The organism is Franconibacter daqui (genome assembly GCF_014644275.1).
Taxonomy (GTDB): domain Bacteria; phylum Pseudomonadota; class Gammaproteobacteria; order Enterobacterales; family Enterobacteriaceae; genus Franconibacter; species Franconibacter pulveris.
The window spans coordinates 150,992-171,309 of record NZ_BMKJ01000006.1 but is presented as its reverse complement, the minus strand read 5'-3'; the positions used below and the strand labels follow the sequence as shown (position 1 = coordinate 171,309).

Here is a 20,318-nt window from a genome sequence, read left to right as displayed (position 1 = left end):
CGATGTTTTTAAGCCAGGAAGACTTTGCCACCGTGGTGCGTTCCACGCCGCTCATCTCCATCGATTTGATCGTGGAGAACGAGCGCGGGGAGTTCCTGCTGGGCAAACGCACCAACCGACCGGCGCAGGGCTACTGGTTTGTGCCGGGCGGGCGCGTGCAGAAGGACGAACCGCTCGCGCTCGCCTTTGAGCGCCTGACGCAGGCCGAGCTCGGCAAGCGTTTCGCCATGGAAGAAGGGGAGTTTTACGGCGTCTGGCAACATTTTTACGACGACAACTTCTCCGGGGAGGATTTCTCCACGCACTACATCGTGCTGGGCTTTCGCCTGCGGGTGAAAGAGGCGGCGTTAACGCTGCCGACCGAACAGCACAATGCCTACCGCTGGATGAAGCCCGAACAGCTTACGGCAAGCGAAGAGGTGCATGACAACAGCCGCGCCTATTTCCTTGCCGAACGCAAGGCGGAGGTGCCGGGGCTATGAAGATCCTGGTCTACGGCATCAACTACTCGCCGGAGCTGACCGGCATCGGTAAGTACACCGGCGAGATGGTGGAATGGATGGCCCGTCAGGGCCATGAGGTGCGGGTCATTACCGCACCCCCTTATTACCCGCAGTGGCAGGTAGGAGAGAATTACTCCGCCTGGCGCTACCGCAAAGAGCAGGGCGCCGCCACCGTATGGCGCTGCCCGCTTTATGTGCCGAAGCAGCCTTCGACGCTGAAGCGTTTGATTCACCTGGGCAGCTTTGCGGTGAGTTCGTTCTTCCCGCTGCTGGCGCAGCGCAACTGGAAGCCGGACCGCATTATCGGCGTGGTGCCGACGCTGTTCTGCACGCCGGGCATGCGCCTGCTGGCGAAGCTCTCCGGCGCGAAAACGCTGCTGCATATTCAGGATTACGAAGTCGACGCCATGCTGGGCCTTGGCATGGCGGGCAAGGGAAAAGGCGGCAAAATCGCCCGTCTGGCGACCCGCTTTGAGCGCAGCGGCCTGCATAACGTGGACAACGTCTCGACCATCTCTCGTTCAATGATGAATAAAGCCAGAGAGAAGGGCGTGCCGCAAGAGCGCGTGATTTTCTTCCCCAACTGGTCGGAAGTATCCCGCTTTCGCGACGTGACGCAGGAAGAAGCTGCAACGCTTCGCCAGCAGCTTGGCCTGCCGGCGGATAAAAAAATCATTCTTTACTCCGGCAACATCGGGGAGAAACAGGGGCTGGAAACCGCCATTGAAGCGGCGGAACGCCTGAAAGATAAGCCCTGGGAATTTGTGATAGTAGGTCAGGGCGGCGGCAAGGCGCGCCTTGAGAAGATGGCGGCGGAGCGAGGCCTTTCTAACGTGCGTTTCTTCCCGCTTCAGCCTTATGACGCCCTGCCGGCGCTGCTAAAGATGGCCGACTGCCATCTGGTGATTCAAAAGCGCGGCGCGGCGGACGCGGTGCTGCCTTCCAAACTCACCAACATTCTGGCGGTGGGCGGCAATGCGGTGATTACCGCAGAAAACGAAACCGAGCTCGGCCAGCTTTGCCTGAACTACCCGGGCATCGCCGTCTGCGTGGAGCCGGAATCAACACCCGCGCTGGCGCAGGGCATCGAAGCCTGTCTGGAGCTTCCCAAATTCAACACGGTGGCACGTGAATATGCCGAACGCACGCTCGAAAAAGAGAACGTGTTAAGTCAATTTATTGCTGATATTCGGGGTTAAGCCATGAGTCAGTCGACACTCTACCCAGTCATTATGGCAGGCGGCTCCGGCAGCCGTCTGTGGCCGCTCTCCCGCGTGCTTTACCCAAAACAGTTCCTCTGCCTGAAAGGGGAACTGACCATGCTGCAGGCGACCATTGCTCGCTTAAACGGCGTGCAGTGCGAAAGCCCGGTGGTTATCTGCAACGAACAGCACCGTTTTATCGTCGCCGAACAGCTGCGCGAGCTGAACAAGCTGACTGAAAACATCATTCTTGAACCCGCCGGGCGCAACACCGCGCCGGCCATCGCCCTGGCGGCGCTGGCGGCGAAGCGCAACAGCCCGGACAGCGACCCGTTGATGCTGGTGCTGGCGGCGGATCACGTCATTCAGAACGAAGAGGCGTTTCGCGACGCGGTGCGCGCGGCGATGCCGTTCGCTGAGAGCGGCAAGCTGGTGACGTTCGGCATCGTGCCGGATCAGCCGGAAACGGGCTATGGCTATATTCGCCGCGGCGAGGTGGTCAACCCCGAGCAGAATGTCGACGCCGTGGCCTTCAGCGTGGCGCAGTTTGTGGAAAAACCGAATCTGGAAACCGCCCGCGCTTACGTTAATACCGGCGAATACTACTGGAACAGCGGCATGTTCCTGTTCCGCGCGGGGCGTTATCTCGAAGAGCTTAACAAGTACCGCCCGGACATTCTGGACGCGTGTGAAAAAGCGATGCGCGCCGTTGACCCGGATCTCGATTTTATCCGTGTGGATGAAGCCGCCTTCCTGGCCTGCCCGGAAGAGTCGGTGGACTATGCGGTGATGGAAAAAACCGCCGACGCGGTGGTGGTGCCGATGGACGCCGGCTGGAGCGATGTCGGCTCCTGGTCGTCGCTGTGGGAGATCTCCAGCCGCACGCCGGAGGGCAACGTTCATCACGGCGACGTCATCAGCCACAACACCGAGAACAGCTACGTCTATGCCGAATCGGGTCTGGTGACCACGGTGGGCGTAAAAGACCTGGTGGTGGTGCAGACCAAAGACGCGGTGCTGATAGCCGATCGCAACCACGTGCAGGATGTGAAAAAAGTGGTGGAGCAGATAAAGCAGGACGGCCGCCGCGAGCACCATATCCACCGCGAGGTTTACCGTCCATGGGGTAAATATGACTCCATCGACGAGGGCGACCGCTATCAGGTGAAACGCATCACCGTGAAGCCGGGCGAGGGCCTCTCGCTGCAAATGCATCATCACCGCGCTGAACACTGGATTGTGGTGGCGGGCACCGCGAAGGTCACCATCAACGACGAGGTGACGCTGCTTGGCGAGAACGAGTCGATTTACATTCCGCTTGGCGCCACCCACTGCCTGGAAAACCCGGGAAAAATTCCCCTCGACCTGATTGAGGTGCGCTCCGGCGCTTACCTGGAAGAGGACGACGTGGTGCGGTTCGCAGACCGCTATGGCCGCGTCTGATCCCGCTTTGTTTTTCACGCCGCAGGCGCGCTGACCGCCCCTGCGCGCCGGGCGCGTGGCGGACCATGCGCCCGGGAGTGCACGCGGTTGCCGCCTGTCCGCAACGTGAAAACCGCAGGCAGGCGCCTTACTGATTTGGATTTTCCGAAAAAAGATTAACCAAGAGATAAAAATGGAAAAGTTAACCTGTTTTAAAGCCTATGACATTCGCGGCCGTCTTGGCGAGGAGCTGAACGAAGATATCGCCTGGCGCATCGGCCGCGCCTATGGCGAATTCCTGAAACCGAAAACCATTGTGCTGGGCGGCGACGTGCGCCTGACCAGCGAGGCGCTCAAGCTGGCGCTGGCGAAAGGGCTGCAGGATGCGGGCGTCGACGTGCTGGATATCGGGCTTTCCGGCACCGAGGAGATCTATTTCGCCACGTTCCACCTGGGCGTGGACGGCGGCATTGAAGTGACCGCCAGCCACAACCCGATGGACTATAACGGCATGAAGCTGGTGCGCGAGGGCGCACGCCCGATCAGCGGCGACACCGGGCTTCGCGACGTGCAGCGTCTCGCCGAGGCCAATGACTTCCCGCCGGTAAACGAGGCGAAGCGCGGCGGCTATAAACGCATCGACCTGCGCGAGGCGTATATCGACCATCTGTTCTCCTATATCGACGTGAACAACCTCAGGCCGCTGAAACTGGTCATTAACTCTGGCAACGGCGCGGCGGGCCCGGTGGTGGACGCCATTGAAGCGCGTCTGAAGGCGATGAACGCGCCGGTGAGCTTTATCAAGGTGCACAACACGCCGGACGGCAACTTCCCGAACGGCATTCCCAACCCGCTGCTGCCGGAATGCCGCGACGACACCCGCAACGCGGTTATCGAACACGGCGCCGACATGGGCATCGCCTTTGACGGCGACTTCGACCGCTGCTTCCTGTTCGACGAAACCGGGCAGTTTATCGAGGGCTACTACATTGTCGGCCTGCTGGCGGAAGCCTTCCTCGAAAAACACCCCGGCGCGAAAATCATTCACGACCCCCGTCTTTCCTGGAACACCGTGGACGTGGTGAAGGCCGCTGGCGGCACGCCGGTGATGTCGAAAACCGGCCACGCCTTTATCAAGGAGCGCATGCGCCATGAAGACGCCATCTACGGCGGTGAGATGAGCGCGCATCACTACTTCCGCGATTTTGCCTACTGCGACAGCGGGATGATCCCGTGGCTGCTGGTCACCGAACTGCTGTGCCTGAAAGGCCAGACGCTCGGCGAACTGGTTCGCGATCGCATGGCGGCGTTCCCGGCGAGCGGTGAAATCAACAGCAAACTGGCGGAGCCGGCGGCGGCGATTGCGCGTGTGGAAACGCATTTTGCCCCGCAGGCGGACAGCATTGATCGCACCGACGGCATCAGCATGGAATTTACCGGCTGGCGCTTCAACCTGCGCAGCTCCAACACCGAACCGGTGGTGCGCCTGAACGTGGAGTCCCGCGGCGACACGGAACTCATGCAGACTAAAACGCAGGAGATCCTGGCGCTGCTGAATCAGTAACCAGGCGGTAGAACCTTCGCCCCGGCAGCAAAAGGGGAGAGCGCCTTCTGTAGCGAGGGATAAAAGAATCACGGTCCCGCAAGGGGCTAAAGGAACAACCTCCTCCCGGTGCATGGGAGGAGAAGAGGAGGGGCATTAAGGTGAGATCGCTTAACAGCGCCTTTGGGCGCCCTACAGGTACGACGATGGCAAATCTAAAAAAGCGCGAACGAGCTAAAACGAATGCATCGTTAATCTCCATGGTGCAACGGTTCTCTGATATCACCATCATGTTCACCGGGCTATGGCTGATGTGCCGGCTCAGTGGGTTGCCTTTCTTCTATATGCATCTGCTGATGGCGCTGATAGCCCTTGTGGTGTTTCAGATGATTGGCGGCATGACCGACTTCTACCGCTCCTGGCGCGGCGTGAAGATATCAACCGAACTGTTGCTGCTGTTGCAAAACTGGACGCTGGCGCTCGTTTTCAGCGCTGGCCTGCTGGCCTTTAACGATGATTTTAACGTCAGCTTCGGCACTTACCTCGCCTGGTATCTGCTTTCCAGCGTCGGCATGGTGGTATGCCGCTCCTGTATTCGCATCGGCGCGGGCTGGCTGCGCAACCACGGCTACAACACCCGTCGGGTGGCGATTGCCGGGCCGTTGCCGGTAGGCCAGGAGCTGGCGGAAAGCTTTCGCAACGAGCCGTGGCTGGGCTTTGAGGTGATGGGCGTTTATCACGACCCGCTGCCGGACGGCGTGCCGTCGCAGTGGGCAGGAACCACGGAACAGCTGGTGGAAGATGCGAAAGCGGGAAAAATTCATAACGTCTATATCGCGATGTCGATGAACGACGCTGCGAGCATCAAAAAGCTGGTGCGCGATCTCTCCGATACCACCTGCTCGGTGATGATGATCCCGGATGTGTTCACCTTCAATATCCTGCACTCGCGTCTTGATGAAGTGAACGGCGTGCCGGTGGTACCGCTGTTTGACACGCCGCTTTCGGGCATTAACCGCGTACTCAAGCGCATTGAGGACATCATTCTCTCGTCCTTAATCCTGCTGCTGATTTCGCCGGTGCTGCTGTGCATCGCGGTGGCGGTGAAAGTGAGCTCGCCAGGCCCGATTATTTTCCGCCAGACCCGCTACGGGATGGACGGCAAGCCTATTAAGGTCTGGAAGTTCCGCTCTATGCGGGTGATGGAGAACGACGCGGTCGTGGTGCAGGCGACGCAGAACGATCCGCGCGTCACCAAAGTGGGCAGTTTCCTGCGCCGTACTTCGCTTGATGAGTTGCCGCAGTTTATTAATGTGCTCACCGGCGGCATGTCGATTGTCGGCCCGCGCCCGCATGCGGTCGCGCATAACGAGCAGTATCGCGCGCTGATTGAAGGTTACATGCTGCGCCATAAAGTGAAGCCAGGCATCACCGGCTGGGCGCAGATCAACGGCTGGCGCGGCGAGACGGATACTCTGGAGAAGATGGAAAAACGTGTCGAATTTGACCTCGAGTATATTCGCGAGTGGAGCCTGTGGCTTGATATCAAAATCGTCTTTCTCACCATCTTCAAAGGCTTTGTGAACAAAGCGGCGTATTAAGGATTTGTCATGAGCCTCAGAGAAAAAACCATCAGCGGCGCCAAATGGTCCGCTATTTCCACCGTCATCATCATCGCCCTCGGCTTGTTGCAGATGACGTGGCTGGCCCGCCTGATGGATAACCACCAGTTCGGGTTGCTGACCATTTCGCTTGTGATAATCGCCCTTGCCGATACCCTTTCCGACTTCGGTATCGCCAATTCGATTATCCAGCGTAAAGAGATTAGCCATCTGGAGTTAACAACCCTCTACTGGCTAAACGTCGGGCTTGGCGTGCTGGTGTGCGTGGTGGTTTTCTCGCTGAGCGGCGTTATCGCCGCGCTGCTGCATAACCCGGATCTCGCGCCGCTTATCAAAACGCTGGCCTTTGCTTTTGTGGTCATCCCCCACGGTCAGCAATTCCGCGCCCTGATGCAAAAGGAGCTGGAATTTAACAAGATAGGCATGATAGAGACGCTGGCGGTGCTGTCGGGCTTTACCTTCACGGTGATTAGCGCGCATTACTGGCCGGTGGCGATGACAGCGATTATCGGTTATCTGGTCAATACCGTGGTGCGCACCGCGCTGTTTGGTTTTGCTGGACGTAAAATCTACCGCCCGGGGCTGCACTTCTCGCTCCCTTCTGTTGCCTCTAACCTCAAGTTTGGCGCGTGGCTCACTGCCGACAGCGTAGTGAACTACATCAACACCAACCTCTCGACGCTGGTGCTGGCGCGAATTCTTGGCGCGGGTGCGGCGGGGGGCTTTAACCTTGCCTATAACCTGGCGGTAGTCCCGCCTGCCAAGCTCAACCCGATTATTACCCGCGTGCTGTTCCCGGCTTTCGCCAAGATTCAGGACGATACCGAGAAACTGCGCGTGAACTATTACAAACTCATCTCCATGGTGGGGATTATCAACTTCCCGGCGCTGCTGGGGCTGCTGGTGGTTGCCGACTCTTTCGTGCGGGTGCTGTTCGGCGAGCGCTGGCTGTTTATTACGCCGGTGCTGCAACTGCTGTGCATCGTCGGGCTGCTGCGCGCCATCGGCAACCCCATCGGCTCGCTGCTGATGGCGAAAGCGCGCATGGATATCAGCTTTAAATTCAACCTGTTTAAAACGGTGCTGTTTGTGCCCGCCATTGTCGTCGGCGGTCATATGGGCGGCGTTTTGGGCGTGACCATCGGCTTTTTGTCGGTGCAGATAATTAATACCGTACTGACCTATTTTGTTCTTATTAAACCGATACTTGGACCGAGTTATCGCGACTACATTTACAGCATCTGGTTACCTTTCCGCTTATCTTTGCCCACCGTTCTGGTGAGCGGCGGGCTGGGGTATTTCCTCCCGGGGCAACTCCCTTTCGCGGCGTTGCTAATTCTTCAGGTGGTTGCTGGCGTCGCGGCATTTGCGCTGACCTTGCTTTTTTCTCGTGAACCGCTGGTGCTTGAGATTAAGCGACAGCTGTGCCGTAGCGACAAGTTGAAAGCCTTATTGCGCGTGAGCTGAATTTTAAACACGCGCTGTTGTTAAGATGACGAGGTCATAATGAAGATTTTAATTTTGGGTAACCATACCTGCGGTAACCGTGGCGACAGTGCCATTCTCCGCGGCCTGATTGACGCCATCCATTCGCTGGATAAAAGCGTAAAAATCGATGTGATGAGCCGCTACCCGGTAAGCTCCGCAAGCCTGTTAGGCCGCCCGGTAATAAAAGATGGCCTCTATGAACACATGAAAAAGGCGAATAACGCGGCGGGCGTGATGGGCCGCGTGAAAAAAGTGCTGCGTCGCAAGTATCAACATAAAGTGTTGCTGGCGAAAGTGACCGAGCGCGGCGAGCTCAGTAAGGTCTCGGTACCGAAAGCGTTTACGGATTTCGTTAATACGCTTGAGCAGTATGACGCCATTATTCAGGTGGGCGGCTCGTTTTTTGTCGACCTGTATGGCGTTTCCCAGTTTGAACATGCGCTGTGCAGCTTTATGGCGAAGAAGCCTATCTACATGATTGGCCACAGCGTTGGGCCGTTCAACGACCCGCAGTTTAACGAAGTGGCTAACCATGTGTTTAGCCATGCCGATGCACTGGTGCTGCGCGAAACGGTAAGCCGCGATCTGATGGAAAAGTCCGGTATTAATACGGAGAAGGTAGAGCAGGGCGTGGATACCGCCTGGCTGGTGGACCGAGAGGCTAACGATATAACGCTGGAATACGCCGTTGACCACTGGCTGAACGTGATTCGCCAGCGCAAAACCGTGGCGATTACCCTGCGTGACCTCGCGCCGTTCGACAAACGCCTTGGCACCACGCAGCAGGCTTATGAAAAAGCTTTCGCCATTATGGTCAATCAGCTTATCGCCGACGGTTATCAGGTGCTGGCGCTCTCCACCTGTACCGGCATCGACAGCTATAACAAAGATGACCGCATGGTGGCGCTTAAGCTGCAATCCCTGATTGCGCAGCCGGAACATTATCATGTCGTGATGGATGAACTTAACGATCTGGAAATGGGCAAGCTGCTCGGCGCCTGCCAGCTCACTGTTGGCACCCGTCTGCACTCCGCCATTATCTCTATGAACTTCGGCACGCCAGCCATCGCCATCAACTATGAACACAAGTCTGCGGGCATCATGAAGCAGCTCGGCATGCCGGAAATGGCGGTGGAAATTCGCAACCTGCTTGATGGCTCTCTCCAGCAGAAGGTGAGCGAAACGCTAGAGAAGCTGCCGGAGATTAACCAACGCCTGGAGACGGCGGTGCAGGCTGAGCGCGAAAACGGCCTGCGCATGGTGGAGGCTGTGCTGCAACGCGCGCGGGAGGGGAAATGAAGGTTGGTTTCTTCCTGCTAAAATTCCCGGTGGCGTCGGAAACGTTCGTGCTCAACCAGATTGTCGCGTTTATCGACATGGGGTATGAGGTGGAGATTGTCGCTCTGCAAAAAGGGGACATGCAGAATACGCACGCGGCCTACACTCAGTACGGCCTTGCGCAAAAAACCACCTGGCTGCTGGATGAGCCCGAAGGCAAGCTGGCGAAGCTGCGCTCGCGGGCGGGCAACACCTTAAAGGGGGCACTGCGCCCCCGCACCTGGAAAGCGCTGGATAAAAAACGCTACGGCGATGAAGCGCGTAACCTGATCCTCTCCGCCATTTGTGGACGGGTAAAAGAGCCGCTCGTGGCCGATGTGTTTATCGCCCATTTCGGCCCGGCAGGCGTTACCGCCGCGAAGCTGCGCGAGCTGGGGATTTTGCAGGGCAAAATCGCTACCGTCTTCCATGGCATCGATATTTCGCACCGCGACGCGCTCGCGCACTACACGCCCGAATATCAACAGCTTTTTCGCCGTGGCGACCTGATGTTGCCCATCAGCGAGCTGTGGGCCAGCCGGCTGAAGGCGATGGGCTGTCCGGACGAGAAAATTGCGGTGTCGCGTATGGGTGTCGACATGGAGAAATTCTCCCTGCGTCCGCTTAAAGTGCCCGGTTCGCCGCTGGAGATTATCTCTGTCGCCCGGCTTACCGAGAAAAAAGGGCTGCATGTGGCGATTGACGCTTGCCGCCTGTTAAAAGCGCGCGGCGTGAACTTTCGTTACAACATTCTGGGTATCGGTCCCTGGGAGCAGCGCCTGCGCGCGCTTATCCAACAACATGATTTGCAGGATCGCGTTTTCATGCCGGGCTTTAAGCCAAGCCATGAGGTGAAAGCGATGCTCGATCAGGCCGATCTCTTCCTGCTGCCTTCCGTCACTGGCGCTGATGGCGATATGGAAGGTATCCCGGTGGCGTTGATGGAGGCGATGGCGGTCGGTATTCCTGTCGTTTCAACCCTGCACAGCGGCATCCCGGAACTTATCGACGCGGGCAAATCGGGCTGGCTGGTGCCGGAGAATGACGCTGCGGCGCTGGCTGAGCGCCTGCAGGCTTTCGCAAGCCTGCAGGAAGCGGAGCTTCGTCCGATGCTAAGCCTCGCCCGCCGCAAAGTGGAAACTGACTTCAATCAGCAGGTCATTTATCGTGAGCTTGCCGGTCTGCTGCAAGCGCTATAGAGCCTGAGGTATCATGCGTAAAGAGATAAAAACTTCACTCCTTCTTTCCCGCCGCTCCCTTCTGCAAGCCAGCTCCGCGCTGGCGCTTCTTCCGCTCTTCCCCTTCGCCGCCCGCGCGCAAAGCCGCGCCGACAGCGTCAGTATTGCCCGGTACAACCGCAACGACATGCCTGCCGCGTTTAAACAGGCTTTCGCCGAGGCGCAGACGGTAGAAGTGCCTGCTGATATGGTGTGCGATAATTTCAACAGCGCCGTCTTTATTCCGGCGGGAAAAACTTTGCTGGTGCGCGGCGGCATCAAGGGCAACGGGAAAGGACGTTTCGTGTTGCAGGATGGCTGTCAGGTTGTGGGAGAGCAGGGCGGCCGCCTGCACAATATTACGCTGGATGTCCGCGGTTCCGATTGTGTTATCAAGGGGATAGACTTAAGCGGTTTCGGCCCGGTAGCGCAGATTTATATCGGCCAGAAGGAGCCGGCTACGATGCGTAACCTCCTGATTGATAACATCACTGTGCACGATGCCAATTACGGCATCCTCCGCCAGGGGTTCCGCGACAAAATGGAGGGCGTGCGCATTACCAATGGCCGCTTTACGCACTTACAGGGCGACGCCATTGAATGGAACGTGGCTATCAACGACAGCGATATCCTTATCTCAGACCATGTGATTGACCATATCGACTGCACCAACGGCAAAATCAACTGGGGGATCGGTATTGGGCTTGCCGGCAGCACCTATGATAACGACTACCCTGAAAGCCAGGCGGTGAAAAACTTCGTTGTGGCAAATATCACCGGCAGTAATTGTCGCCAGCTGGTGCATGTAGAAAACGGCAAACATTTTGTGATTCGCAATATCAAAGCGAAGAATATTAATCACACCTTCAGTAAAAAAGCGGGTATCGATAACGCCACGGTGGCGATTTATGGCTGCGATAACTTTATTATCGATCAAGTAAATATGACCAACAGCGCAGGCATGTTGATTGGTTATGGCGTCGTTAAGGGTAACTACCTTTCCATCCCGCAAAACTTCAAGCTCAACGATATCCACCTCGATAATACCCACATGCCTTATAAAAGCCGGGGCATTCAAATCTCGTCTGGCAACGCGACATCGTTCGTCGCTATCACCAACCTGACGATGAAGCGCGCTACGCTTGAGCTCCATAACAAGCCGCAACATCTTTTCCTCAGAAATGTCAGCGTCATGCAGGATTCTGCCGTTGGCCCGGCGCTAAAAATGCACTTTGATTTGCGCAAGGATGTGCGGGGGCGCTTTATGGCGAAGGAAGATACGCTGCTTTCGCTGGCGGATATTCACGCAATCGATGAAAGAGGCCGGCAGTCGGTAGATATAGATCGGGTGGATCAGCAGCATGTTAGCGCGCAAAGGTTGAATTTTAAGCTGGCGGTAGCCCAGAAGTGAGCCTTTATCAACTTTGCGAGGATTCTGAGTCCTCAGCTAATCAAAGCGTCATATTTTATGTAAAGGGAAATTAGTTACACCTCGGTTAAGCGTCAACTTTTGACAATTCATGCTGGCTTTGAGATTCCAACAGTCTATAATTCATCAACCCAATTTTGAGGTGACAGAGTAAATGGTTAATTTGAAAGCGGTAATTCCGGTAGCGGGTTTGGGTATGCACATGCTGCCTGCCACGAAGGCCATTCCGAAAGAAATGCTGCCAATCGTCGATAAGCCAATGATTCAGTACATTGTCGATGAGATTGTGGCTGCAGGCATCAAAGAAATCGTACTGGTGACCCATTCTTCAAAAAACGCAGTGGAAAACCACTTCGACACCTCTTATGAGCTTGAGGCGCTGCTTGAACAGCGCGTTAAGCGTCAGTTGCTGGCGGAAGTTCAGTCTATCTGCCCGCCGGGCGTGACCATTATGAACGTACGTCAGGCGCAGCCGCTTGGCCTTGGCCATTCCATTCTCTGCGCTCGCCCGGTCGTTGGCGATAACCCATTTGTGGTTGTGCTGCCTGATATCATTCTTGACGATGCCACCGCCGACCCGCTGCGCTATAACCTTGCCGCTATGGTGGCGCGTTTCAATGAAACCAGCCGCAGCCAGGTACTGGCGAAACGGATGTCGGGCGATCTTTCCGAGTACTCTGTCATCACCACTCAGGAAGCACTGGACAGCGAAGGTAAAGTAAGCCGTATCGTTGACTTCATTGAAAAACCGGATCAACCGCAGACGCTGAACTCCGATCTGATGGCCGTGGGCCGTTATGTCCTCTCGGCGGATATCTGGGAAGAGCTGGCGAAAACCGAACCGGGCGCCTGGGGCCGTATCCAGTTAACCGACGCCATTGCGCGCCTCAATGAGAAGCAGCCCGTAGAAGCGATGCTGATGACGGGTGAAAGCTACGACTGCGGCAAGAAAATGGGCTACATGCAGGCGTTTGTAAACTATGGCCTTCGTAACCTGAAAGAAGGTCAGAAGTTTCGCGACAGCATCAAGAAGCTGCTGGCGTAATGGCAATTGCCAGCATTGAGGCTGGCGAGGAAGTTAAAGTGAGAAACGGCAATCTGAGCGTTCGGGTCTGAGACTCAATACTCGTTGCCGTTTTTTTATTAAAGCTTTTAAAACAAAGGATTAAAAGTGGACAGGGGCTTTGTAGAACCAACATTCTTCTTGTTTCTACTGTCCGAAGCGCGCAAAATTAGCATCCATTTAGCGCTAATTATGCAGTAAAACGGTTTTTTTTGATGGGAATTCGTGACGGCAAAACCCAAGCCAACCCTCAGTGCACTGGTAGCTGTAGAGCCAGGGGCGGTAGCATTGTTGAAATATTCCTCGAAAACAGTCATGTGTAAAAGTAGAGCAAGGAATATTTCTACAGAGTTAAAAATGAAAGTTAAATTTATTTAATCAGCGAGACTATTTCACGTGAAAATACTTGTTACCGGTGGGGCTGGCTTTATTGGCTCAGCTGTGGTTCGCCATATTATTAATAATACTCCGGATGAAGTGATTAATGTTGACAAGTTGACCTATGCAGGAAACCTCGAGTCGCTTGCTGAGATTGCCGGTCATCGTCGTTATAGCTTTGTACAAGCCGATATTTGCGACCGTTTAACGCTTGAAAAAATCTTTGTTGAGCACCAACCTGATGCGGTCATGCACCTTGCAGCGGAAAGCCATGTTGATCGTTCCATTACAGGTCCAGCTGCTTTTATCGAAACGAATATCGTAGGTACGTATACCCTACTTGAAGTTGCACGTACTTATTGGACGCAGTTAGACGCAACGCGTAAAGCAGCTTTTCGTTTCCACCATATTTCCACAGATGAAGTCTATGGTGATTTGCCGCACCCGGATGAGTGGCATCAAAATAAGGTTTTGCCGCTTTTTACAGAAGAGACGGCTTACGCGCCTAGTAGCCCTTATTCCGCTTCTAAGGCTTCAAGCGACCATCTGGTCCGCGCGTGGTTACGCACCTATGGCTTACCGACAATTGTGACTAATTGCTCAAATAACTATGGTCCATACCATTTCCCAGAAAAGTTGATTCCGTTGGTCATTCTTAACGCCCTGGAGGGCAAACCGCTGCCCATTTACGGTAAGGGCGATCAAATTCGCGATTGGTTATATGTTGAAGACCATGCACGCGCACTCTATACCGTAGTAACTAAAGGCAAGGTTGGCGAGACTTATAATATCGGTGGCCATAATGAGAAGAAAAACATCGATGTGGTACAGACTATCTGTGACCTATTGGATGAAATGGTGCCTAAGGCAAAGCCATATCGTGAGCAGATTATCTATGTAGCGGACCGTCCTGGTCACGACCGACGTTATGCAATTGATGCCGATAAAATTAATCGCGAGCTTGGCTGGACACCACAAGAGACGTTTGCGACTGGTATTAAAAAAACGATTGTATGGTATTTAAAAAATCAAGAGTGGTGCCAAAGGGTGCAGGATGGCAGCTATCAGCGCGAACGTTTAGGATTAGAATAATATGAAAGGTATAATACTGGCGGGTGGTTCAGGAACTCGTTTATATCCCGTAACCATGGGCGTCTCAAAACAGCTCCTCCCTATTTATGATAAGCCTATGATCTACTATCCACTGTCAGTATTAATGTTGGCAGGGATACAGGATATACTTATTATTACGACTCCAGAAGATCAAGATAGCTTTAAACGGCTCCTGTCCGATGGAAGTCAGTTCGGTATAAAATTATCCTACGAAATACAAGAAAAACCGGACGGTCTTGCTCAGGCTTTTATCATTGGAGAAGCATTTATTGGCAAAGACCCTGTTTGCTTAGTGTTGGGCGATAATATTTTCTTCGGCCAAGGTTTTAGCCCTAAACTCAAAAGCGTGGTTGAGCGTAATGATGGGGCTACCGTATTCGGCTATCAGGTTATGGATCCTGAACGTTTCGGCGTAGTTGAATTCGATGAAAACAATAAAGCAATTTCTATCGAGGAAAAACCGAAAGCGCCCAAATCAAACTGGGCGGTGACTGGTTTATATTTCTACGATAACAACGTAATTGAAATTGCTAAAAATGTAAAACCTTCTGCACGCGGCGAATTAGAAATTACAACCGTAAATGAAGAGTACTTGAAAAGAAATAAACTTCATGTTGAGCAACTTGGCCGTGGCTTCGCCTGGTTGGACACCGGCACGCATGACAGCTTAATTGAGGCTGGCAGTTTTGTTGAGACAGTTCAGAAGCGACAAGGCATGATGGTGGCCTGTCCCGAAGAAATAGCCTGGCGTAATGGATGGTTAACAGTAGACGAACTTCGCGAGCGCGGGCAAATGCTTAAGAAAAACCATTACGGCAAATATCTACTAAAACTTATTAATTAATATGAAAATAGAAATTATCAATTTCCCTAAGCATGGTGATGAGCGAGGCGCGTTAGTTGTTCTGGAAGAACAAAAAAGTGTTCCTTTTAATGTAAAACGAATTTATTACATGTTCGATACAAAAAAGGATGTCAGACGCGGTTTTCATGCTCACAAAAAATTACGTCAGCTCGCCATACCTGTACAAGGTCATTGCAAATTTTTGCTTGATGATGGTAATGAATCTATTGAAATTTTAGTAGATAATCCCACTCAAGGGCTGATGATAGAACCTATGATCTGGCATGAAATGTTTGATTATTCCGAAAACTGTGTACTCATGGTATTGGCGGATGATTATTACGATGAAAGTGATTATATTCGCAACTATGAGGAATTCAAACAGCGAGTAACAAATGGATAATTTAAAGTCAAAAACTATTCACTTACGTTTTGCTGACGCTTCTGATGCCGAATTCATCTATTCACTCAGAATAAATGATTCGTTGAATCAACATATTTCAAAGGTTTCAGGCTCTGCAGAAACGCAAAAGGAATGGCTGCAGGAATACAAAAAGCGTGAGCTTCTTAATGAAGAGTTTTACTTTATTATCGAAAAAAATGAAGGGAATTGCGAGGTTGGCACAGTTAGAATCTACGGTTTGACTAACGATAAGCGATTTTGTTGGGGTAGTTGGATACTGAATGAACATAAAACAAAAAGTGCTGCTATAGAGAGTGCCTGCCTCGTTTACAAATTTGCTTTTGAAGATAAACAGTTTAAGTCATCTTATTTTCAGGTCGATAAAAAAAATGTGGGTGTGATTTCTTTTCATTTAAAAACAGGCGCTAAGATTGTATCTGAAGATGATATAAATTTTAACTTCATTTTTGAATATGAAGACTACATAGAGCTTAAAAATAAATATTACAAATATTTAGAGGCATAATGACATGGTGACTTTTTTAAATCTAAAAAAAATAAATGAGCAATATCAGAGTGAAATATTGCTGGCATGCGAACGCGTAATTAAATCTGGCTGGTATATTCTGGGCGAAGAAGTCAAAAACTTCGAGAAACAATTCGCTGAATATTGTGGTGTAAAACATTGTATCAGTGTTGCGAACGGCCTTGACGCACTGAATCTTGTATTACGGGCTTGGATCGAAACAGGCCAGCTCAAAAAAGGTGATGAGGTTATTGTTCAAGCCAATACATACATTGCCTCCATACTTGCAATTACTGAAAATGAACTTGTTCCTGTTTTGGTTGAGCCGGACCCCCAAACGTATAACCTTTCAGCCAAAACAGTAAAACAGGCTATCACAGAAAAAACCAAGGCTATTCTGCCGGTTCATCTGTACGGCCAGATCTCTCCAATGGATGAGATTATGGAAATAGCAGACAAGCATAATTTGCTTGTGTTGGAGGATTGCGCTCAATCGCACGGAGCTGAGCTTAAGAATAAAAAAGCAGGGAGTTGGGGAGACGCGGCTGCTTTCAGTTTCTATCCGGGCAAAAATCTAGGCGCGTTAGGCGATGCGGGAGCTATTACTACTAATGATGATAATCTGGCTGATGTTCTCAAAGCTCTCCGAAACTATGGTTCCCACGTAAAATATCAAAATAGATATAAAGGTGTGAATAGCCGTCTCGATGAGATGCAGGCAGCTATATTGAATGTTAAATTAAAATATCTTGATAAAGAGAATGAAATCAGAAGAGCGATCGCACAGAAGTATACAGGTGGAATTGAAAATAGCCATATAAATTTGCCTGTTGTCGCTCAAGGAAAGGATTCTCATGCCTGGCATCTTTATGTTATCCGCACAACAGAAAGAGAGAATTTGCAATCTTATTTAATGGAAAAAGGTATTCAAACTCTTATCCACTATCCGCTCGCTCCACACCATCAGATTGCATATAAAGAATATAATCATATCCATTTGCCGCTCACAGAATGTATCCATAAAGAAGTTTTATCATTACCTATGGATCCAACAATGAGCTCTAAAGATGTCGATGCTGTTATTGAAGCGGTTAATGGATGGAAAAGTTGAATTTTGCAAAAGTTACAATCCTTAGCGGGATTGTAACTTGTTTGCGTTTAGTTTGCGGACTGCTTATTTCAAAAGTTGTTGCAATTTATACAGGCCCAGCTGGAATTGCTAACCTTGGGCAACTACAGAACTTTGTCACCTTTGTTAATGGATTCATTTCTTCCCAAGTCTCTCAAGGAGTAAATCGTTATTCTGCTGAGAATAAAAACGATTACTCTAAAGCTCAGCCTTATTGGCGTGCTTCGGTAAAACTTTCTACGATAGCTTGCTGTTTTATCATTAGCATCGGCGTCTTGTTTTCAGGAAAACTCTCAGCATATCTTTTTCATCGGACCGATCTTTACTGGCTGATAATAGTAGCGTTATGCGTGCTTCCATTAAATATTATTAATAATATATTTTTGGGCGTGCTTAATGGGTTAAATGAGTATAATAAATTTTTCCTGGCTAATATTTTTGCTATCATATCATCTCTCTTGTCAATGACCGGATTGGTATATTTTTTCGGCCTCAAGGGCGCGTTGATATCGGCAGCTCTAAATAATGCAGTAGCGGGGACATGGCTTATATTCATTATAATGAAAAGGCCGTGGTTCAAATGGAAATATTGGGTTGGTCAGGTTCCAACACATCATATCGCAGAAATGCGTAAATACTTCCTTATGGGAATCATAGGTGCTTTGACAGGCCCAATATCCCTGATTGCTGTACGTACGATATTAACAAATGATTTTTCATTAGAGGATGCAGGTTACTGGCAGGCTGTGGCAAAAATTTCTGAAGCTTATCTTGCAGTTTTAACAACAGCATTAACGGTATACTATTTCCCCAAAACAGCCGCAGCTAAATCATACAATGAATATATATCAATACTAAAAACCGGCGCTACCGTTGTTGTTCCTCTTGCTTTGATTATGGCTTTTTCAATTTTCATTTTAAAAGACATTATTATTAAAGTGCTGTTTACTGCAGATTTTACAAAGGCACGAGATCTTTTTTTATTTCAAAATATTGGTGATTTTTTAAGAATATGCAGTTGGCTTTTTGCCACCATTCTCCTGGCTAAAGGTTATTTCAAAATAAATGCCATTCTGGAAATTATTTTTTCAATAATGTTCCCGGTTTTAGTTAAAATCTTCGTTAGCCATTTCGCATTGGAAGGTGTAAGCATCGCTTACTGTATAACTTATTCATTGTATTTTATAGTGACAGCGTGCATTTATTATTGGCATCTAAAAACTAAGGTGACTCATATTAATGATTGTATCCAGTAATGGCTTGAGTGTTATTGTACCTGCCTATAATGAAGAAAAAAATATACTTAAAATACTGCAAAATCTGAATGAGCAAACGCTGAGTGGATTTGAAGTGGTGGTTATAGACGATGGCTCACAGGATAATACCGCCTCCATAGTAAAAAATTATACCTCTTCAAAATACAAATTAACTCTAGTGCAGCAGCAAAATATGGGCGCGGCTCAGGCAAGAGAGAAGGCAATCAATGCGGCGACAAGTACTTATATCGCATTCGTTGACTGTGATGATGCGCTCAGCGCCGATGCGCTGGAACAAGCAATAAAGCCGATGCTTGAAAATGATGATATAGGGATATCATTATTTGAGCTTATACATACTAAATCGCACGCTGATCTTAATCGAACTTCATTTAAATATTATACGGATTCGACATTGATCAAAGGCGAGGATGCATTAACTCACTGTATATCTTCATGGGGGTTACACGGCTTTGGGATTTATAAGAAAAAAATCCTGGCTGAAGCGTATAATACTTATTACAAATATAATAAAGACAGAATTAATTATATTAATAATGACGAAATAATTTCACGGATTTGTTTTGGTATGGCCCGATTGATTTTTTTATCTTCTGGAAAATATTATTTTATCCATAATCTTGAATCGACAACCAGGAAAGTAAATATTAATTATTACAAAGTGATTAATAACGCTTGTTATCTTAAAGGTTATTTGGCTGCAGAGAAAAAGTCAGGAAGTTTTGACTATATAAGTGAAGCGTACAAATTACTTATCAGTACTGTCTGGGGTGTATCGGTTCGCTATATTAGATGGAGACATCTTTTCAACAAGGAGGTTAAAGCAGAATGGCGCAAGGCTATTAAAAAAGCGGTTGACGATTTACGGTTGGACAATATTAATCACAGTGTTCGTTTAAATAAAAAATCTACTGTGCAATTATTTATAATTTATTATTTACTTGTGAGAATATGAATAAACCGCTTGTAACGATTGTTGTTGCGTCTTTTAATGCAGAGAAATATATCTTAGAAACGCTAGAGTCATGCATTAATCAGACCTATCAGAACATTGAAATTATTATTGTTGATGACTGTTCAAACGATAACAGTGTGCAGATAATAGAACAATGGTGCGATGAAAAGAAAATTAGTCATCCTTCGATTCCTTGTTCTTTAGTGAAAAGTGAAAGGAATAGTGGTATCCCTGCAAATTTGAATAATAGTCTGCCCTTAATAAAAGGTAAGTGGATAAAGTGTATCGGGTCAGACGATATTCTTCTACCCGAGGCAATTTCTGAGTTCATTAAACGCCTAAACTTATATGCGCACTGGGATAATATTGGAGCGGTATTTACCTATTTCGAAACTTTTGGTGCAAACGTAAAGAAATCCAGTCGCTATCCTTTATCCTGGACTCGTGACATATGCAAAATGCGAGCATCGTGGTTAAAACGGCAACTTGCCATGCTCCATTTTAATAATGTCGCCCCCTGCGCTTTTATTAATAGAAGTCATTTCGATGGATTTGATACTTCCTATAGATTACTTGAAGATCTTCCTTTATGGCTAAAATTAATTGAGAAGAATGCAGTTACATTATTTTTTGATTATACAACAGTGTTATATCGATTACATGATTCGCAGATTACCTCTTTAGCTAACCCAAAAGTAAATAACGTTCTGATTAATGATTTAAAACATCTGAATGAATTTCGCTTAATGCGGAAGCATTACTTAGCTTATTTACACCACAAGTTTAATTTACATTGCTCACTAAAAAGAACAGCTTTTTATAGGTATTTGAAAACAATAAATCCTTTTAATCTGGTTATTCGTTTGTATGAGAGCTTAAAGCAATAA

18 protein-coding genes are annotated in these 20,318 nt (G+C 50.0%); all 18 read left to right on the top strand.

Annotation, left to right across the window (positions count from 1 at the left end; genetic code table 11):
* The first annotated feature begins 2 nt into the window (after positions 1-2).
* The 18 genes from IEX01_RS18150 (at position 3) to IEX01_RS18065 (ending at position 20,318) form a co-directional block, all read left to right on the top strand.
* On the top strand, positions 3-482 hold the full coding sequence (locus IEX01_RS18150) for a GDP-mannose mannosyl hydrolase (RefSeq protein WP_188724290.1): 480 nt from the start codon (positions 3-5) through the stop codon (positions 480-482).
* Entirely contained in the window at positions 479-1,702 is a 1,224-nt protein-coding gene (gene wcaI, locus IEX01_RS18145; RefSeq protein ID WP_048888097.1) for a colanic acid biosynthesis fucosyltransferase WcaI, read from the top strand. Before IEX01_RS18150 ends, wcaI begins: the two co-directional genes overlap by 4 nt.
* A 3-nt stretch (positions 1,703-1,705) precedes the next feature.
* The gene (cpsB, locus tag IEX01_RS18140) at positions 1,706-3,148 is read left to right on the top strand and encodes a mannose-1-phosphate guanyltransferase (protein WP_024555780.1); all 1,443 of its coding nucleotides are present in this window, start codon (positions 1,706-1,708) and stop codon (positions 3,146-3,148) included.
* 172 nt (positions 3,149-3,320) lie between these two features.
* The gene (cpsG, locus tag IEX01_RS18135) at positions 3,321-4,691 is read left to right on the top strand and encodes a colanic acid biosynthesis phosphomannomutase CpsG (protein WP_188724289.1); all 1,371 of its coding nucleotides are present in this window, start codon (positions 3,321-3,323) and stop codon (positions 4,689-4,691) included.
* A gap of 185 nt (positions 4,692-4,876) precedes the next feature.
* The gene (wcaJ, locus tag IEX01_RS18130; protein ID WP_188724288.1) at positions 4,877-6,271 is read left to right on the top strand and encodes an undecaprenyl-phosphate glucose phosphotransferase; all 1,395 of its coding nucleotides are present in this window, start codon (positions 4,877-4,879) and stop codon (positions 6,269-6,271) included.
* 9 nt (positions 6,272-6,280) lie between these two features.
* Complete coding sequence (locus IEX01_RS18125) at positions 6,281-7,759, top strand: MOP flippase family protein (protein WP_188724287.1); 1,479 nt, start codon at positions 6,281-6,283, stop codon at positions 7,757-7,759.
* Positions 7,760-7,798: 39 nt separating this feature from the next.
* Complete coding sequence (gene wcaK / locus IEX01_RS18120; RefSeq protein ID WP_188724286.1) at positions 7,799-9,079, top strand: colanic acid biosynthesis pyruvyl transferase WcaK; 1,281 nt, start codon at positions 7,799-7,801, stop codon at positions 9,077-9,079.
* A complete protein-coding gene (wcaL, locus tag IEX01_RS18115; RefSeq protein ID WP_024555785.1) occupies positions 9,076-10,296 on the top strand; it encodes a colanic acid biosynthesis glycosyltransferase WcaL in 1,221 nt (406 codons plus the stop codon). The genes wcaK and wcaL overlap by 4 nt, the downstream gene beginning before the upstream one ends.
* Positions 10,297-10,309: 13 nt before the next feature.
* Complete coding sequence (wcaM, locus tag IEX01_RS18110; RefSeq protein ID WP_024555786.1) at positions 10,310-11,725, top strand: colanic acid biosynthesis protein WcaM; 1,416 nt, start codon at positions 10,310-10,312, stop codon at positions 11,723-11,725.
* Positions 11,726-11,897: 172 nt separating this feature from the next.
* Entirely contained in the window at positions 11,898-12,788 is an 891-nt protein-coding gene (gene galF, locus IEX01_RS18105) for a UTP--glucose-1-phosphate uridylyltransferase GalF (protein ID WP_007869151.1), read from the top strand.
* A 414-nt stretch (positions 12,789-13,202) separates the two neighbouring features.
* On the top strand, positions 13,203-14,276 hold the full coding sequence (gene rfbB / locus IEX01_RS18100; RefSeq protein WP_007869148.1) for a dTDP-glucose 4,6-dehydratase: 1,074 nt from the start codon (positions 13,203-13,205) through the stop codon (positions 14,274-14,276).
* 1 nt (position 14,277) lies between these two features.
* The gene (gene rfbA / locus IEX01_RS18095) at positions 14,278-15,141 is read left to right on the top strand and encodes a glucose-1-phosphate thymidylyltransferase RfbA (protein WP_038880095.1); all 864 of its coding nucleotides are present in this window, start codon (positions 14,278-14,280) and stop codon (positions 15,139-15,141) included.
* Between the two features lies 1 nt (position 15,142).
* Positions 15,143-15,544 carry a sugar 3,4-ketoisomerase gene (locus tag IEX01_RS18090; RefSeq protein ID WP_032988330.1) on the top strand — a complete coding sequence of 134 codons (402 nt, stop codon included), beginning with the start codon at positions 15,143-15,145 and terminating at the stop codon, positions 15,542-15,544.
* On the top strand, positions 15,537-16,070 hold the full coding sequence (locus tag IEX01_RS18085) for a GNAT family N-acetyltransferase (protein ID WP_007869143.1): 534 nt from the start codon (positions 15,537-15,539) through the stop codon (positions 16,068-16,070). The genes IEX01_RS18090 and IEX01_RS18085 overlap by 8 nt, the downstream gene beginning before the upstream one ends.
* 4 nt (positions 16,071-16,074) lie before the next feature.
* Positions 16,075-17,181, top strand: coding sequence for a DegT/DnrJ/EryC1/StrS family aminotransferase (locus IEX01_RS18080; RefSeq protein WP_032988331.1), 1,107 nt, complete (start codon positions 16,075-16,077; stop codon positions 17,179-17,181).
* The gene (locus tag IEX01_RS18075; RefSeq protein ID WP_188724285.1) at positions 17,169-18,455 is read left to right on the top strand and encodes an O-antigen translocase; all 1,287 of its coding nucleotides are present in this window, start codon (positions 17,169-17,171) and stop codon (positions 18,453-18,455) included. Before IEX01_RS18080 ends, IEX01_RS18075 begins: the two co-directional genes overlap by 13 nt.
* The gene (locus IEX01_RS18070) at positions 18,439-19,431 is read left to right on the top strand and encodes a glycosyltransferase family 2 protein (RefSeq protein WP_188724284.1); all 993 of its coding nucleotides are present in this window, start codon (positions 18,439-18,441) and stop codon (positions 19,429-19,431) included. The genes IEX01_RS18075 and IEX01_RS18070 overlap by 17 nt, the downstream gene beginning before the upstream one ends.
* Positions 19,428-20,318: a glycosyltransferase family 2 protein gene (locus IEX01_RS18065; protein ID WP_007869137.1), complete on the top strand. Its 891-nt coding sequence runs from the start codon at positions 19,428-19,430 to the stop codon at positions 20,316-20,318. The genes IEX01_RS18070 and IEX01_RS18065 overlap by 4 nt, the downstream gene beginning before the upstream one ends.

Coding starts and splice junctions, on each gene's coding strand:
- IEX01_RS18070 (WP_188724284.1), top strand. CDS start 18,439: ATGATTGTATCCAGTAATGGCTTGAGTGTTATTGTACCTGCCTATAAT.
- wcaI (WP_048888097.1), top strand. CDS start 479: ATGAAGATCCTGGTCTACGGCATCAACTACTCGCCGGAGCTGACCGGC.
- IEX01_RS18075 (WP_188724285.1), top strand. CDS start 17,169: ATGGAAAAGTTGAATTTTGCAAAAGTTACAATCCTTAGCGGGATTGTA.
- galF (WP_007869151.1), top strand. CDS start 11,898: ATGGTTAATTTGAAAGCGGTAATTCCGGTAGCGGGTTTGGGTATGCAC.
- wcaL (WP_024555785.1), top strand. CDS start 9,076: ATGAAGGTTGGTTTCTTCCTGCTAAAATTCCCGGTGGCGTCGGAAACG.
- wcaJ (WP_188724288.1), top strand. CDS start 4,877: ATGGCAAATCTAAAAAAGCGCGAACGAGCTAAAACGAATGCATCGTTA.
- IEX01_RS18085 (WP_007869143.1), top strand. CDS start 15,537: ATGGATAATTTAAAGTCAAAAACTATTCACTTACGTTTTGCTGACGCT.
- IEX01_RS18125 (WP_188724287.1), top strand. CDS start 6,281: ATGAGCCTCAGAGAAAAAACCATCAGCGGCGCCAAATGGTCCGCTATT.
- IEX01_RS18065 (WP_007869137.1), top strand. CDS start 19,428: ATGAATAAACCGCTTGTAACGATTGTTGTTGCGTCTTTTAATGCAGAG.
- IEX01_RS18090 (WP_032988330.1), top strand. CDS start 15,143: ATGAAAATAGAAATTATCAATTTCCCTAAGCATGGTGATGAGCGAGGC.
- IEX01_RS18150 (WP_188724290.1), top strand. CDS start 3: ATGTTTTTAAGCCAGGAAGACTTTGCCACCGTGGTGCGTTCCACGCCG.
- cpsB (WP_024555780.1), top strand. CDS start 1,706: ATGAGTCAGTCGACACTCTACCCAGTCATTATGGCAGGCGGCTCCGGC.
- rfbA (WP_038880095.1), top strand. CDS start 14,278: ATGAAAGGTATAATACTGGCGGGTGGTTCAGGAACTCGTTTATATCCC.
- cpsG (WP_188724289.1), top strand. CDS start 3,321: ATGGAAAAGTTAACCTGTTTTAAAGCCTATGACATTCGCGGCCGTCTT.
- IEX01_RS18080 (WP_032988331.1), top strand. CDS start 16,075: ATGGTGACTTTTTTAAATCTAAAAAAAATAAATGAGCAATATCAGAGT.
- wcaK (WP_188724286.1), top strand. CDS start 7,799: ATGAAGATTTTAATTTTGGGTAACCATACCTGCGGTAACCGTGGCGAC.
- wcaM (WP_024555786.1), top strand. CDS start 10,310: ATGCGTAAAGAGATAAAAACTTCACTCCTTCTTTCCCGCCGCTCCCTT.